Below are 15,710 nucleotides of genomic sequence, written 5' to 3' on the forward strand. Positions count from 1 at the left end.
GGGCGCGCGTGGTGCCGGTTCAGTTGTTTTCTTTTTCCGAATGCGGAGGTTGATATGGCATTTCTCGAAGACGGCTCCTGGAGCCCCGAAGACGCACGGCAGTTCTATGAACTGATCGGCACCGGCTCGGCCGAGACCGACCTGGTCATGATGATCGAGAGCAAGGGCTCGCCCGTCGAGGGCGAGCTCGAACGCGTCTTCGACGACGGCAAGGCGCGCCTGAACATCGGCGGCTACTACTGGTCGGTGCAGGTGCCCGAGTCGTCCGCGCAGAACCAGGTCGTGCCCAACAACCTGGTCGTCGCGCGCCGCAGCGACGCGGCCACGGCCACGCTCGCCAGCCTGCTGCGCGCGCAGGAAAAAGACCTGAAGGTCGTCATCAGCGCCTACAAGGCCGGCGGCGACCCGCAATCGCCCGAGGCGCAGGCGACCTTCGAGATGTCGCTGGAAAACGCGCGCATCTGCCGGCTGGTGCTCAACTCCGGCGGCCACTGGGGCGTGCCCTCGGAGCTGGTCTCCATCAGCTACCGCACGGTGAAGATCAAGTCGGCCCCGCAGAAGACCAGCGGTGTGCGCGGCGCGGTGCGCGAATGCCAGTTCACCCGGACCTGAATCTGAACGCCTCCAGGAGCACTACGCCATGACGACGACCGCCGCAGACTTCCTCAAGGCCGCCGACCCGGCCGCCGCCCTCAAGGCCCTGAGCGACGATGTGCGCGCCAAGCCCTCCGACGCCAAGCACCGCGTCTTCATGGCGCAGCTCTTGTGCGTGCTCGGGCAGTGGGAGCGCGCGCTCAACCAGCTCACCGTCGCGGCCGAGCTCGACGCGCTCGCCGTTCCCATGAAGCAGGTGTACGGCGAGGCTGTGCGCTGCGAAGGCCTGCGTGCCGACGTGTTCGCCGGCACGCGCACGCCGATGATCTTCGGCCAGCCCGATGAATGGCTGGCACTGCTCATCGAATCGCTGCTGCGGCAGGGCCGCGGCGAGAGCGGGCTGGCCGAGGACCTGCGCCAGCGCGCCTTCGACGGCGCGCCCGCCATTGCCGGCACCATCGACGGCGTGCCCTTCGAATGGCTGGCCGACGCCGACATGCGCCTGGGCCCGGTGCTCGAGGCCTTCGTCAACGGCAAGTACTACTGGATTCCCTACGCGCGGCTCGCGCACATCAAGATCGAACCGCCCGAAGACCTGCGCGACTGCGTCTGGATGCCCGCGCACCTGCAGTTCGAGAACGGCGGCGAAACACTGGCGCTCATTCCCACGCGCTACGAAGGCACCGAGGCGCAGGAGGACGGCGAGCTGCGCCTGGCGCGCAAGACCGAGTGGCGCGAGCTGCGCCCCGAAGTCTGGGCCGGCTACGGCCAGCGTGTGCTCGGCAGCGACGCGGGCGAGTACGCGCTGATGGACGTGCGCGAGATCCTCTTCACGCCCGCCGCCGCCGACACGGCCGAGGGCGGCGACGAAAGCAGCGGCGGTGGCTGAACTCACCGCGCAGGAGCGGCTGCAGCCCTCGCTGCTCGACCGCCTCGTCGACCACGCGCCCGACGAAAAACGCGAGGGCGACGACAAGCGCACGCTCACCAAGCAGGCGCTGCGCCAGGCTGTGCTGCGCGACCTCGGCTGGCTCTTCAATGCCACGGGGCACGGCCTTTCGATGGACGACAAGCAGCACCCGAACGCCGCGCGCTCCGTCATCAATTACGGATTGCCTATGCTGTCTGGCCAGTTCACCTCGTCGGTGCAGCGTGTCAGCATGGAACAGGCTTTGAAGAACGCAATCCTGCAGTTCGAGCCGCGCATTTTGTCCCGCACACTCGAAGTCGAACTCGTCATGGAAGGCCCGGCCCTGGAGTCCCACAACAGCATCGGCCTGCAGATCCGCGGCATGCTGTGGGCGCAGCCCGTGCCGCTCGAGTTCCTCATGCGAAGCCGCGTCGATCTGGAAGAGGGCCGCATAGAGATCGTGGACATGGCGCAAAACCCAAGGTAAGTCCACATGGACCCTCGGCTGCTGAGCCTGTACGAGCAGGAACTGCGCTACTTCCGCGAAAGCGCCGCCGAGTTCGCGCGCGCCTTTCCGAAGATCGCGCACCGCCTGGGCATCGAAGGCCAGGAAGTCGCCGACCCGTACGTGGAGCGCTTGATCGAGGCCACGGCCTTTCTCTCGGCGCGCGTGGGCCTGAAGCTCGACGCCGAATACCCGCGCTTCACGGGCCATCTGCTCGATATCGTCTACCCGCACTTCCTGGCGCCCACGCCGGCCATGACGGTGGTGTCGTTCGTGCCCGACCCGGAAGACGCCAACCTCGCGGCCGGCCCCACGCTGCCGCGCGGTGCCGGCCTGCGCGCGCGCCAGGCCGTGGGGCAGAACACGCACTGCGAGTTCCGCACCGCCGCCGCGTTGCGCATCTGGCCGATCGAGGTGCAGCGCGCCCAGTACTTCACCTATGCGCCCGACCTGCCGCTGAACACGCACCCGCAATCGCGCGCCATCCGCGGCGGCCTGCGCATCGCGTTGCGCGCCACGGCGGGTCTGGACTTCAGCCAGATCGCGCTCGACGACCTGGTGCTGCATTTCGGTGGCGCGGAAGACGTGGCCTGGCAGCTGCACGAATGCGCGCTGGGCCAGCCCATCGGCGTGTGGGTGCGACCGCTCACGGCCGGTGGTGCCTTGCAGGGCACCGCGCGCAGCCTGCCGGGCAGCGCCATCGGCGCGGTCGGCTTCGCGGACGACGAGGCCCTGCTGCCGGTCACGGCCACGGGCTTCTCGGGCTTCCGGCTGCTGCAGGAGTACTTCGCGTTTCCGCAGCGCTTCCAGTTCGTGCGCATCGGCGGGCTGCAGGCGCTGCTCGCGACGATGCCGGTGACCGACATCGAGATCGTGCTGCTGTTCTCGCGCGGCGACGCGGCGCTCGAGAAGCTGGTGAGCGCCGACAACGTGCAGCTGCACTGCGTGCCCGCCGTCAACCTGTTCACCAAGCGGCTCGACCGCGTGCCCGTGACCGAAGGCGTGAGCCAGTTCCACCTCGTGCCCGACCGCACGCGGCCGCAGGACTTCGAGGTGCACACCGTCACCGAGGTCATCGGCCATGGGGCGCCCGGTGCCGACGCCGCGGTGGCCGAGCAGCCGTTCCGGCCGTTCTACTCGGCCTTCCACGGCAGCCGCAACAGCCACCCGGCCTACTTCACGACCACGCGCGAGCCGCGCATGCTCTCGGTGCGCCAGCGCACCGAAGGCCACCGCAGCAGCCACATCGGCTCCGAGGTCTACATGCAGATCGTCGACCCGCAGCAGGCGCCGTATGCCGCCACGCTGCGCCAGCTCGCCGTGACCGCGCTGTGCACCAACCGCGACCTGCCGCTGTTGATGCCGCTGGGCCGCGAGAACGACTTCGACTGCGTCGATTCCTTTCCCGTGCAGCGCGTGCGCATGGTGCGCGGGCCGTCGCGGCCGGTGTCGCCGGTCGTGAGCCAGGGGCTGGGCTGGCGCGTGGTGGACCACCTGGCGCTCAACTACCTGTCGCTGTCCGACAGCACGCCGGAGCAGGGCGCCGCCGCGTTGCGCGAGACGCTCATGCTCTACGCCGTGCATGCCGACGAGATGCGCCAGGGCCAGGTGCGCGGGCTGCTGTCGGTGAAGAGCAAGTCCGTCGCGCGGCGCCTGCCGCTCGCGGGTCCGATCGCTTTCGGGCGTGGGCTCGAAGTGACGCTCGAGGTCGACAAGGACGCCTTCCACGGCCACAGCGCCTTCCTGTTCGGCGCCGTGCTCGCGCAGTTTCTGGCGCGCCATGTCGAGGTGAACCACTTCGTCGAGACCGTGCTGCGCGTCGCGGGCAAGGGCGAAGCCATGCGCTGGAGGCCGCTGTGCGGGACACGACAGATTCTGTGAGCACGCGGGTGGACAACGCGCTGCGCGGGTGGTCGGCGCAGCCGTGGGACTTCGATTACTTCGCCGTGATGCGGCGCCTCGAGTCCGTCGCGAAGACCACGCCGCGCTGGGGCCGCGCCTTGCTGCCCAGCGCCGAGCCGGTGCGCGTGGGGCAGGAGCCGTCGCTCTCGTTCGCGCCCGCCAGCTTCAGCCGCTTCGAGCCGGCCACCGCCTATTCGCCGCCGCGCCTGCGCCAGCACTTCTTCGGCTACATCGGCCCCAATGGCCCGCTGCCGGTGCACCTGAGCGACTTCATCCGCGAGCGCAGCCTGAACCACGGCGACCCGACCTGGCTGGCTTTTCTCGACACCTTCTCGCACCGCTTCTCGCTGCACTTCTACCGCGCGTGGGCGCAGTCGCGTCCGGCCGTGGCGCTCGACCGGCCGGGCGAAGACCGCTTCCGCCTGCAGGTCGGCGCGCTGATCGGCATCGGCACGCCGGGGCGCATCGACCGCGACGAGATCCATGACGACGCGCGCCTGCACTTTTCGGGCTGGCTCGCGCGCCGCGTGCACAACGCGGAAAGCGTGGAGTCGGTGCTGTGCAGTTATTTCGGCGTGCCGGTGAAGCTGGAGCGCTGGGTCGGCCACTGGATGCGCCTGCCGACGGACGACCTCACGCGGCTGGGGCAGGGCGAGAGTTCGCGCTCGATGGGCATGGGCGCGATGCTCGGCACGCGCGCGTGGGACCGCCAGCACCGCGTGCGCCTGCACCTGGGGCCGCTCACGGTCGCGCAGTACCGCATGTTCCTTCCCATCGGCGACGCGCAGCCCGTGCTGCAGCGCTGGATGCAGCAGCTGCTCGGCGACACCCTCGAATGGGACGCCGAGCTGGTGCTCGAAAAAGCACAGGTGCCGTCCACGCGCCTGGGCCAGGCCCGGGGCAACGCGCCGCGCCTGGGCTGGGTCTCGTGGCTCGGCGAACGCCCGCGCACGCGCGATGCGGCGGACGTGCGCATTGCCAGCCAGCCGTCGAGGGCGCGCCTGCCGCAGCCTGCCTCTTTTCAATAAACCCCTCTTCATTCGTTCAGAAGAGATACGGAGTCCTCCATGAGTGAAATCAGCCGCACCGCCCTCTTCGGCAAACTCAACTCGCTGGCCTACAAGGCCATCGAGGGCGCCACCGTCTTCTGCAAGATGCGCGGCAATCCGTATGTGGAGCTGGAGCACTGGTTCGCCCAGCTGCTGCAGGCGCAGGACTCCGACCTTCACCGCGTGATCCAGCACTACGGCCTCGATGTGTCGGTGATCGCGAAAGACATGACGGCCGCGCTCGACCGCCTGCCGCGCGGCGCCACCGCCATCAGCGATTTCTCGCCGCACATCGAGAACGCCATCGAGCGCGCGTGGACCTACGCGACGCTGCAGTTCGGTGAAGCGCAGGTGCGCACCGGCTACATCGTGGTCGCCATGCTGAAAACCCAGAGCCTGCGCAACCCGCTGTTCAATCTCTCGAAGCAGTTCGAGAAGATCAAGGTCGAAGACCTGGCCGACAACTTCCCGAAGATTTGCGACGCCTCGCCCGAAGCGCAGATGCGTGCGCAGGACGGCACCGGCATGGGCAGCGGCACACCCGGCGAAGACTCGGGCGCCATGGCGCCGGCCGCCATGGGCAAGGGCGATGCCCTCAAGAAATTTGCTGTCGACCTCACGGAGAAAGCCAAGAAGGGAGAGATGGACCCGGTGACCGGGCGGGACGAGGAAATCCGCCAGATCGTCGACATCCTCATGCGCCGCCGCCAGAACAACCCGCTGCTCACGGGCGAGGCGGGCGTCGGCAAGACGGCGGTGGTCGAAGGCTTCGCGCAGCGCCTGGCGCGCGGCGACGTGCCGCCGCAGCTGAAGGACGTGAAGCTGCTCACGCTCGACATCGGCCTGCTGCAGGCCGGCGCAAGCATGAAGGGCGAGTTCGAGCAGCGCCTGCGCCAGGTGATCGACGAGGTGCAGAGTTCGCCGACGCCGATCATCCTGTTCATCGACGAGATCCACACGCTCGTGGGTGCGGGCGGCGCGGCCGGCACCGGCGATGCGGCCAACCTGCTCAAGCCTGCACTGGCACGCGGCAACCTGCGCACCATCGGCGCGACCACCTGGGCCGAGTACAAGAAGTACATCGAGAAAGACCCGGCGCTCACGCGGCGCTTCCAGGTCGTGCAGGTGCCAGAGCCCGACGAGGTCAAGGCGATCCTCATGCTGCGCGGCGTGGCCAGCGTGCTCGAGAAGCACCACCGCGTGCAGCTGCTCGACGAAGCGATTGAAGCCGCGGTGAAGCTGAGTCATCGCTACATCCCCGCGCGCCAGTTGCCCGACAAGGCCGTGAGCCTGCTCGACACCGCCTGCGCGCGCGTGGCCGTGTCGCAGCACGCGACGCCGCCGGAAGTCGAAGATTGCATGCGCCGCATCGAAGGGCTCACGGTCGAGCAGGAGATCATCGGCCGCGAGGCCACCATCGGCATCGACGTGACCAAGCGCTCGGCGCAGGTCGAGGCGTTGCTGGTCGAATCGAAGCTGCAGCTCGAAAGGCTGAATGCGCGCTGGCAGGAAGAGAAAGGGCTGGTCGATCGGTTGCTCGAACTGCGCGCCAAGTTGCGGGCAGGAAACAAGCCGGTGGATGCGGCACCGGCCGACGGCGATGCGAACGCCGTCGTGTCCCCGGCGCCAGCGAGCGAAGACCGCGCGGCGCTCCTCGAAGAGCTGCATGCGCTGCAGGCCAAGATCCATGCGGTGCAGGGCGAGTCCCCGCTGATCCTTCCGTCGGTCGATGAACAGGCCGTGGCCTCCGTCGTCGCCGACTGGACCGGCATTCCCGTCGGCCGCATGGTCAAGAACGAAGTCGAAGCAGTGCTCAAGCTCGCCGACACGCTGAACCAGCGCGTCATCGGCCAGAAGCACGGCCTGGAGATGATCGCGCGCCGCATCCAGACCTCGCGCGCGCGGCTGGACAACCCGCAGAAACCCATCGGCGTCTTCATGCTCTGCGGCACCTCGGGCGTGGGCAAGACCGAGACCGCACTGGCGCTGGCCGAGGCGCTGTACGGCGGCGAGCAGAACATCATCACCATCAACATGAGCGAGTTCCAGGAGGCGCACACCGTCTCCACGCTCAAGGGCGCGCCGCCCGGCTACGTGGGCTACGGCGAAGGCGGCATCCTGACGGAAGCCGTGCGCCGCCGGCCGTACAGCGTGGTGCTGCTCGATGAAGTGGAGAAGGCCCACCCCGACGTGCACGAGATCTTCTTCCAGGTCTTCGACAAGGGCTGGATGGAAGACGGCGAGGGCCGCATGATCGATTTCAAGAACACGATCATCCTGCTGACCACCAACGCCGGCAGCGAGCTCGTGATGAGCATGTGCCGCGACCCCGAGCTGCTGCCCGATTCGAACGCGCTGGCCGATGCGCTGAAGGCGCCGCTCATGAAGGTGTTCCCGCCCGCGCTGCTTGGCCGCATCGTCACCATTCCCTATTACCCGCTGTCGCCCGACATGATGAAGAAGATCGTGCGGCTGCAGCTGGGCCGCATCAAGAAGCGCGTGGAAACCAACCACGGCGTGCCCTTCGAATACACCGAGGCGGTGATCGAGCAGGTGGTCGCGCGCTGCCAGGACCCGGAGTCGGGCGGGCGCGTGATCGACGCGATCCTGACCAACACCGTGCTGCCCACCATTTCGGTCGAGTACCTGCAACGCCTGGCCTCCGGCGGCGAGATCCGCCGCGTCGCGCTCGACGTGAAGGACGCCGACTTCACCTACGCGTTCGACTGACCCCCGCGCAGCGAGACGCCCCACTTCCGAGAGACCCAAGATGGCCGACCACGAGTTCCGCATCGAGAGCGATTCGCCCGCCAAGGACGACCTGATGTTCTGGCGCATCGTCGGGCACGAGGCGCTGGCGCGCCCCGCGGCCTACGAGCTCACCGTGCTGTCGAAGAACAAGGACCTCGCCGCCAAGGACATCCTGGGCCACGCCTTCGACGTCGTCATCGCGTTCCAGGACGCCGACGGCGGCGCGCACGAGCGGCATTGCCAGGGCCATGCCGTGCGCTTCGTGCGCGCGGGCCACATGGGGCGGCACTACGAGTACCGCATCACGCTGCGCTCGTGGTTCTGGCTGCTTACCAAGCGCGCCAACTCGCGCATCCACCAGGAAAAGAAGGTGCTCGAAGTGCTCGACGCGGTGTTCGAAGACAGCCCGATCAAGCGCTTCAAGAAGACCAAGGCCACCAACGTCATCGGCACGCACAACCCGCGCCGCTACTGCGTGCAGCACCAGGAGAGCGACTACCAGTTTTTGTCGCGCCTGCTGGAAGACGAGGGCATCTACTACTGGTTCGACGCGCACGACGCGCCCGGCACCATGCACCTGTCGGACGCCAGCGACATGGCGCACGACAAGCTGCCCGCCACCGACACGCTGCGCCACATGGCGGTCAACGCGGCCGAACCGCGCTTCAACGAGATCTCGCGCTGGGTCAGCGCGCGGCAGTTCGACACCGGCAAGCATGCGTCGCGCGACAGCGACTTCAAGGCCATCAAGAAGAAGCTGGGCGCCGACATCGACAGCTCCGACCAGCACGAGCTCGCGGAGTTCGAGATGTTCGAGTTTCCCGGCGGCTACTTCACCGGCGACGACGCCGAGACGCGCGCCAAGCTGCGCGGCGACGAGCTCAACGCGCGCCGCGACCGCCACTGGGCGCTCACGCCGTGGCCAGACGTCGCGGCCGGGCGCAGCTTCAAGTTCGAGGACGACCCCGACGGCACGCGCAATGGCGACTACGTGATCGCCGCCTGCACCTTCATCGCCAGCCACCGCGGCTACGAGGGCGTGAGCGCCAGCGCGGCGGCGCAGCCCGTGCAGCGCGCGCTGGCCGAGGTGCTGCGCGACGACGCCGTGAACGCCGACACCCTGCCGGTGCTGGAAGAGCTGATCGCCGCCACGCCCGCGCTGGCGGCCGCGCAGACCGGCAGCAGCCTGTTCCTGCTCACGGTTATGCCAGTCGACCGCCCGTTCCGTGCGCCGCGTCTCACGCCGCGCGTGACCATGCCCGGCCCGCAGACGGCGATCGTGGTCGGACCCAAGGGCGACGAGCTGCACGTGGACGACCACGGCCGCGTGAAGGTGCACTTTCACTGGGACCGCTACGACGAGAGCAACGAGAAGTCGACCTGCTGGGTGCGCGTGTCGCAACCCTGGGGCGGCAAGGGCTGGGGCGGCTACTTCGCGCCGCGCATCGGCCAGGAGGTGATCGTCGACTTCCTCAACGGCGACCCCGACCGCCCGGTGATCGTGGGCCGCGTCTACAACGACGACCAGCCCATTCCGTACAAGTCGCCCACGCAGAGCGGCTTCAAGACCCGCTCCACGCCCGGCGGCGGTCCTGCGAACTACAACGAGATCATGTTCGAGGACAAGAAGGGCGAGGAGAACATCAACATCCACGCCGAGAAGAACATGAGCCGCAGCGTGGAGCTGGATGACTCCACCACGGTGGACCGCGACCAGACCATCACCGTCAAGCGCGACCAGACCAGCCTGGTGGACCGCGACCGCAAGAGCACCGTGACGCGCAACGACACCAACATGGTGGTGGTGGACCAGAAGAACACAGTCAAGGGCAAGCAGAACAACCAGGTGGTGGGCAACCGCGACACCTTCGTCGACAGCAACGACATGCTGAAGGTGACGGGCACCGGCACCCATGAGGTGATCGGCGCGCGCAGCGACATCTCGCGTGCGGGGGAGACCCGCAGCGTGACCGGCGACCAGACCGTCACCGTCAGCGGCAACCTGACCTACAAGGCCGCCAAGATGAGCTTCGAGGCCGGCCACATTGACTGGCTGGTGACCGGCGCGAGCTCCAAATACATCACGGTGCCCACCGGGCCGCTGCACCTGATGGCCAACAAGATCAAGCTCCTGAGCAACACCGGCATCGAGATGATGGCGGTGGGCAACATCGATGCGACCTCGTGCGGCTCCAATACGACGATCCTGGGGCCCAACACGAGCGGCTACATCGGCAGCAACAGCGAGGCCAACCTGGGCATGGCGCGCTCGACCTTCATGGGCATGAGCATCGACAACGCGCTGGCGCTCGCCGTCAACAATTTCGTGGGCGTGGCGATCGAGACCGCGCTGGGCGTGAAGTTGTCGTCGGGCGTCGCGCCGGAGATCCACGCCTATCCCATCGAGGTGAAGCAGGCGACCATGCACACGTTCACGCCCGGTGCCGGTGCGGGCGGTGCGGGCGGTGCCGCGGTCGCCGGTGCCTTGGGTTTTGTCGCGGGCCTGGCGAGCGCCAAGAAGGACATCGCCGCAACGCTCAAGCAGTACGAGGATGCGGCCCAGCAGCTCAGGGATGCCGCCGCCGAGGCCGACCTCGTGGGGCTCACGGGCCTTGGGGACCGGCTGAGGGCGCTGTCGCGCATCACCGAACGGCGGCGCATCGAAGGCATCATTGCCATGATCCCGGTGGTCGGAACCGTCCCCGTCATCCTGGCCGAGGGCATCATGACCGTGGCCGAGATCAAGACCGGCGCCGAACGGCGCGCGGAGGATACGTCCACGCTGGCCAACAACACGCCCGCGCCGCCGCCACCGCCACCGCCGCCGGAAGGCGAAGCCGCCACGCCGGAACCGGCGCAGGAGTGGTCACCCACGCCACCACCGCCGCCGCCGCCACCGCCACCGCCACCGCCACCGCCACCGCCACCGCCACCGCCACCGCCACCGCCGCCACCACCGCCACCGCCACCGCCACCGCCACCGCCACCGCCACCGCCACCGCCGCCGCCGCCACCGCCGCCGCCACCGCCACCGCCGCCGCCGCCGCCGCCACCGCCACCGCCACCATCCGATCCGATGGACGGCGGAGTGCCATAGAGAGAGAACGCCAGACGCGACCATGCAAGTCATCAAACCCCAGGCGCTCGGCCTGTCGACACGCCCCATCGAGTTCCGCAAGCGCTTCGGCCTGAGCGTCAGCGCCTGCCTGCACCTGCCCTTTGCACAGGGCGAGCGCGGCTCGCTGTGGGCCGAGCAGTCGATGTGGTCCTTCCTTGCGAAGGAGATGGCAACGCCCTTGATCGACGAGGGCGTGGCCAAGCTCACGCCGGAGTTCCTGGTGCACGGCAGGGCCTTCGCGCCGGACGACCGGCCCAACGCCTGCGCCGTGCGGGCCCGCTTCGGCACGCGCGAGAAAACCCTGCTGGTGTTCGGCGAGCGGCACTGGGACGGCGCGCGCGCCACCGCGCCGATGCCCTTCGCGCAGATGCCCCTGGACTGGTCGAAGGCCTACGGCGGCCCGGACTTCGCACTCAACACCGCAGGGCGCGGCCGCCAGAAGACCGACGGCACGGCCTGGCTGCCCAACACCGAGTTGCCGCACGACCGCCTGCTGCGCCCCGACCAGGCCATTGCCCCGGCCGGCTTCGGCGCACTCGACGTGATGCATCCGCAGCGCGTGCAGTACCGCGGCACCTACGACGCCGGCTACCTGAAGCAGCACGCGCCGGGCTTCGCACCCGACACCGACTGGCGCTACTTCAACCTCGCGCCGGCCGACCAGTGGATGGATGCGGCGCTCGTGGGCGACGAGCCCTTCTCGTTCGAGAACATGCATCCGCACAAGCCGCTGGTCGAAGGCCGGCTGCCCGGGATGCGCGCGCGCGTCTTCGTCGGCTATCGCATGGACAACGCGGAGCCCAAGGTCCGCGAAGTGCCACTGCGCCTGACGACCGTGTGGTTCTTTCCGCACGCCGAGCGCTGCATCGCCATCTTCCAGGGCCTGGCCGAGGTCGGCACCGACGACGGCTCCGACGTGGTCAGCCTCATGGGCGCCGTCGAGCGCGTGGGCGAGCCCAAGGCCGATGCCCACTACCTGGACGCCGCGGCGAAGCGGGCCGATCCGGTGATGGGACCGGTCTACGCCATCGTCGACAGCGACCTGCTGCCCGAAGGCGTGAGTACCGCCGATCCTGACGTCGAGGCCGCGAAGGCCCCCTTCGCGAGCGAAGGCCTGCAAGGCGAGGCCCAGCGTCGCCGCGCGGAGGCGGACGTGGAGATCGCGCGCGAGAAGGCCATTGCCATGGGCCAGGACCCGGACGCGCTGGGCATCCGCATGCCGCCGCGCGAGAAGGTGCCCACCGGCGACGAGCTGCCCGCGTACCTCCTTGCGCAGATGAAGGAGGCCGAGGCGCAGAAGTGGGCATCGATAGAAGACGCGGTGACCGCCATCGAGAAAGCGCTCGCGTTCGCCGAGGAGAAGAAGGTCGATATCGCCGCGCTGCAGCACCGCGGCCCGCCCACCTACGATCCCGACCAGCACCTGGCCCGGATGCAGGCGATGGTGGCCGGCACCACCCAGGCGCTGGACCTCCAGCCGATGTACCCCCAGCTGTGCCGCATCGAGGATGCCGAACGCGCGGGCTATCTCCAGTCCGCCCACATGCAGCCGCCGGCCTTCGCGATGCCGGCCGACGAGGCCGCCAGGCTGCGCAGCGAAGTTGCGCGCGCGAGTGCGGCGGGCGTCAGGTTCTTCGCGGGCATCGACTTCACCGGCGCGGACCTGTCGGGCCTGGACCTGCGGGAGATGAACTTCGAAGGCGCGTGGCTGGAGAGCGTGAACTTCGCGAACAGCAACCTCTCGGGCGCCAACCTCGCGGGCGCGGTGCTCGCGCATGCGAACCTGGAAGGCGTGATCGCCATCGGCGCGACGTTCGGCAAGGCCAACCTGGGCCGGGCCCTGCTCGGGCAAGGCGTCTTCGACGATGCGGACTTCACCGAGGCAACGCTCATGCATTGCGACTTCGCCGGCACGCAGATGCGGCGCGCGAACTTCAGCAGGGCCAATCTGCTGGAGACGACCTGGGGCGATGCGGACTGGACCGGTGCGCTACTGTCTGGCCAGCTGTTTCACAAGCTCGATCTGCGCGGCATGCGCTGGCCCGAGGCGGACCTGTCGGTCTGCAATTTCCTCGAGTCCAACCTCTCGGGCGTCGACATGCACGGCGCGAACCTGGCCGCGGCCACCTTCGTGACCTGCAGGCTCGACGACGCCAGGCTCATGGGCGCGCAGTGCGTGGGCGCCGTGACCGTGAAGGGCACCAGCCTGGCCGGTGCGGACCTGGGCCAGGCCAACCTGCGCAACTTCAACTTCGGCGCCTGCGACCTGCGCGGCGCGAAGCTCGTGCGCGCGGTGCTCGATGGCGCCAACCTGTGCGAGGCGCAGATGGAAGGCGCGGACCTGCGGCTGGCCAGCGCCAAGGGCGCGCTGCTGCGCAAGGCCGGCTGCGCCAACGCGCTGCTGTCGGGCGTGGACTTCAGCGGTGCCGTGCTCCAGTCGGCCAACCTGCGCGGCGCCGATCTGCGCCGCAGCAACCTCTTTGGCGCCGACCTGAGCCGCGTGCGCCTGGACGGCTCGACCAGCTTCGACGGTGCGCTGCTCAAGCGCGCGCGCACCTGGCCGCGGCTGACGCCCGAAGAGCAGGTGGCGGCATGACGCCGAACCTGCTGGCCATTGCCGTGGGCGTCGGCGAGACGCTGCAAGGCCTCGACCTGCGCAAGGGCGCCTACGCAGGGCTGGCGCTGGGCGGCGGCGTGTTCTCCAACGTCAACTTCGCCGAGGCCGACTTTCGCGGCGCCGACCTGCGAGAGACCGTGTTCGACCAGTGCGACCTGCGCGGCGCCATCGCCTCGGGCGCGAACCTGCGCAAGGCCGTGTTCAACCGCTGCATCCTGGACCATGCGGACCTGCGCCAGTGCGACCTGCACGGCGCGGTCTTCACCGAATGCGAGATGTCGCATGCGCAGCTGGCCGAGGCCTCGTTGACGATGGCCACGGTGGCCCGCTGCCGGCTCGCCCATGCCGGGCTGCGCGGCGTGAAGCTCGACTCGGCCGTCATCACCCAGTCGGTGCTGCTGGACGTGTGCGCCGACGACACCAGCTGGCAGTACACGACGGTCAACGAATGCGACCTCTCGCACCTGAGCTGGGCCGGCGCGCGGATGCTGCGCAACGTGTTCTTCAAGACCTCGCTCAAGGGCATGTCGTTCGAGGGACTGGCGCTGGACGGCTGCCAGTTCTCGTCGGCCGACCTGAGCGGCGCCGACTTCAGCGGCATCGCGCTGCAGCAGTGCAACTTCCAGAGTGCGAAGCTGGACGGCGCAAGGTTCGCGCAGGCGGTTGCGCCGCTGGCGATCTTTTGCGAGGCTGCGGGCCAGGGCGTCGATTTCTCGGGCGCGCGGCTTCGGCAGGCACTGTTCACCGGCGCCGCGTTGCCGCAGGCCAACTTCGGAGGCTGCGACCTCTACCAGACGCACTTTGCGGGCGCAAAGCTGCAGGCCGCCAACTTCAGCGGCGCGGAGCTCACGTATGCCGACTTCCGGCACGCGGACCTGGCCGCGGCTGACCTGCGCCGCGCCACCATGCTGCGCACCGTGCTGCACGGCGCGATCACCGAGAACGCGCAGATGAGCGACCGCGCGCGCGCCATCGAATCCGATCCGGACCTGCAGGCGTCCGAACGCTGGCAGCCGCTGGCTGCCTGAGCCCACCGCATGAATGAACGAATGAACAGAGCACAGGGGAATGCACGATGAACGCAACGCTGAAGAAACCCGCCGGTGCGCCGGCCCGCAAGCACCGCGCGGTCAAGCCCAGGGCCAAGGCCATTCCCGGCGAATGGTGCGTAGGCATCGTCGGCAGCGCCAGTAGCGCGGGTGGCGCCGGTGCGGGCGCGAAGCGCGCGCTCGTCGTCACCAGCGGCGACCTGCGCCTTCGTGCCACGCGCGCCGCCAGTTGCCTGCTCGAGCCGGCCGCCGGCGACAGCGTGGCGTGCCTGCGCATCGCACCCGACGAAGTCTGGGTCATGGCGGTGCTGCAGCGCGAGGAGGGCACGCCCAACATCGTGAGCTGCCCGGGCCAGATGCGCATTGCCGTGGAGGGCGGGGCGCTCGAACTGGCGGCCGCGCGCGTCGGCCTGCGCTCGGACGAGTTGGACATTGCCACGCACAAGACACGCGTGGCCACCGACACCGCGGACGTCGTCGGCCGTCAGCTCAGCGTGGTGGCCACCAGCTTCAAGCTGGTGGGATCGGTGTTGTCCTCGGTGATGGACCGCGTGCAGCATTTCAGCAAGCACTACCTGCGTACCACCGATGGCATCGACCGGGTGGCCGCCACGCACCTCGAGTGCGAAGCCAGGCAGCTGCTGCGCCTCGAAGGAGAGCACACGCTCGTGAACGGCCGCGAGCTCATCAAGGCGCGCGGCGCGCAGATCCATTTCGGTTGAAGAAAAAAGAAAGGCGCCGTCATGTTCGCCAACTGCCAGTTGATGGGCACCGACATGGGCTTTCCCGATGTCTGCATCACGCCCGCCGCGCCGTCGCCGATTCCGGTGCCGTACCCCAACATCGCGATGGGGCCGATGGCCATTCCCAACTGCCCGACGATCCTCGTGATGGGCGCGCCGGCGCACAACCTGGGCACCACCATCCCGATGACCAACGGCGACAACCCCGGCGTGCTGCTGGGCGTGGCCTCGGGCACGGTGATGGGGCCGAGCCGCCACCTCACGGGCGCCTTCACCGTGCTGTGGATGGGCATGCCGGCCACGCGGCTCACCAGCACCTCGCTGCAGAACAGCACCAACTGCCCCGGCGTGCGCACCGTGCCGAGCCAGCCGCTCGTGGTGCTGCTGGCGCCGTGAGGCCGCGACGGCGCGCATGCGGCATACCTCTTAAGGCGAGATTGCCAACCGGCCCCACGGAATGAATACTCCTTGC

The 15,710-nt window shown here is 68.8% G+C and carries 11 protein-coding genes; all 11 read left to right on the forward strand.

Annotation, left to right across the window (positions count from 1 at the left end):
• Window positions 1–54: 54 nt before the first annotated feature.
• From RZE79_RS02850 to RZE79_RS02900, 11 genes are read left to right on the forward strand one after another with little or no spacing between them, the layout of a single operon-like run.
• The gene (locus RZE79_RS02850; protein ID WP_153280905.1) at window positions 55–612 is read left to right on the forward strand and encodes a type VI secretion system tube protein Hcp; all 558 of its coding nucleotides are present in this window, start codon (window positions 55–57) and stop codon (window positions 610–612) included.
• Window positions 613–640: 28 nt separating this feature from the next.
• On the forward strand, window positions 641–1,483 hold the full coding sequence (locus tag RZE79_RS02855) for a type VI secretion system accessory protein TagJ (protein ID WP_319358941.1): 843 nt from the start codon (window positions 641–643) through the stop codon (window positions 1,481–1,483).
• Entirely contained in the window at window positions 1,476–1,991 is a 516-nt protein-coding gene (gene tssE, locus RZE79_RS02860) for a type VI secretion system baseplate subunit TssE (RefSeq protein ID WP_062481207.1), read from the forward strand. Before RZE79_RS02855 ends, tssE begins: the two co-directional genes overlap by 8 nt.
• Window positions 1,992–1,997: 6 nt before the next feature.
• On the forward strand, window positions 1,998–3,890 hold the full coding sequence (tssF, locus tag RZE79_RS02865) for a type VI secretion system baseplate subunit TssF (protein ID WP_319358942.1): 1,893 nt from the start codon (window positions 1,998–2,000) through the stop codon (window positions 3,888–3,890).
• Window positions 3,887–4,939, forward strand: a complete 1,053-nt coding sequence (gene tssG / locus RZE79_RS02870) for a type VI secretion system baseplate subunit TssG (RefSeq protein WP_228121907.1) — start codon at window positions 3,887–3,889, stop codon at window positions 4,937–4,939. Before tssF ends, tssG begins: the two co-directional genes overlap by 4 nt.
• A gap of 39 nt (window positions 4,940–4,978) precedes the next feature.
• On the forward strand, window positions 4,979–7,690 hold the full coding sequence (gene tssH, locus RZE79_RS02875; protein WP_319358943.1) for a type VI secretion system ATPase TssH: 2,712 nt from the start codon (window positions 4,979–4,981) through the stop codon (window positions 7,688–7,690).
• A 40-nt stretch (window positions 7,691–7,730) separates the two neighbouring features.
• Window positions 7,731–10,808, forward strand: a complete 3,078-nt coding sequence (locus RZE79_RS02880) for a type VI secretion system tip protein TssI/VgrG (RefSeq protein WP_319358944.1) — start codon at window positions 7,731–7,733, stop codon at window positions 10,806–10,808.
• 22 nt (window positions 10,809–10,830) lie between these two features.
• Window positions 10,831–13,425, forward strand: a complete 2,595-nt coding sequence (locus tag RZE79_RS02885; RefSeq protein ID WP_319358945.1) for a DUF2169 domain-containing protein — start codon at window positions 10,831–10,833, stop codon at window positions 13,423–13,425.
• Window positions 13,422–14,474, forward strand: a complete 1,053-nt coding sequence (locus RZE79_RS02890; RefSeq protein WP_153280898.1) for a pentapeptide repeat-containing protein — start codon at window positions 13,422–13,424, stop codon at window positions 14,472–14,474. The genes RZE79_RS02885 and RZE79_RS02890 overlap by 4 nt, the downstream gene beginning before the upstream one ends.
• A 47-nt stretch (window positions 14,475–14,521) precedes the next feature.
• On the forward strand, window positions 14,522–15,217 hold the full coding sequence (locus RZE79_RS02895; RefSeq protein WP_319358946.1) for a DUF3540 domain-containing protein: 696 nt from the start codon (window positions 14,522–14,524) through the stop codon (window positions 15,215–15,217).
• 21 nt (window positions 15,218–15,238) lie between these two features.
• Window positions 15,239–15,634, forward strand: coding sequence for a DUF4150 domain-containing protein (locus RZE79_RS02900; RefSeq protein ID WP_153280896.1), 396 nt, complete (start codon window positions 15,239–15,241; stop codon window positions 15,632–15,634).
• Window positions 15,635–15,710 lie beyond the last annotated feature (76 nt).

This window comes from Variovorax sp. EBFNA2 (genome assembly GCF_033802765.1).
GTDB lineage: Bacteria > Pseudomonadota > Gammaproteobacteria > Burkholderiales > Burkholderiaceae_C > Variovorax > Variovorax paradoxus_H.

Bases quoted from the DNA above. Each gene is read 5' to 3' on its own strand.
- RZE79_RS02900 (WP_153280896.1), top strand. From the start codon at position 15,239: ATGTTCGCCAACTGCCAGTTGATGGGCACCGACATGGGCTTTCCCGAT.
- tssH (WP_319358943.1), top strand. From the start codon at position 4,979: ATGAGTGAAATCAGCCGCACCGCCCTCTTCGGCAAACTCAACTCGCTG.
- RZE79_RS02890 (WP_153280898.1), top strand. From the start codon at position 13,422: ATGACGCCGAACCTGCTGGCCATTGCCGTGGGCGTCGGCGAGACGCTG.
- RZE79_RS02885 (WP_319358945.1), top strand. From the start codon at position 10,831: ATGCAAGTCATCAAACCCCAGGCGCTCGGCCTGTCGACACGCCCCATC.
- RZE79_RS02880 (WP_319358944.1), top strand. From the start codon at position 7,731: ATGGCCGACCACGAGTTCCGCATCGAGAGCGATTCGCCCGCCAAGGAC.
- RZE79_RS02895 (WP_319358946.1), top strand. From the start codon at position 14,522: ATGAACGCAACGCTGAAGAAACCCGCCGGTGCGCCGGCCCGCAAGCAC.
- tssF (WP_319358942.1), top strand. From the start codon at position 1,998: ATGGACCCTCGGCTGCTGAGCCTGTACGAGCAGGAACTGCGCTACTTC.
- RZE79_RS02855 (WP_319358941.1), top strand. From the start codon at position 641: ATGACGACGACCGCCGCAGACTTCCTCAAGGCCGCCGACCCGGCCGCC.
- RZE79_RS02850 (WP_153280905.1), top strand. From the start codon at position 55: ATGGCATTTCTCGAAGACGGCTCCTGGAGCCCCGAAGACGCACGGCAG.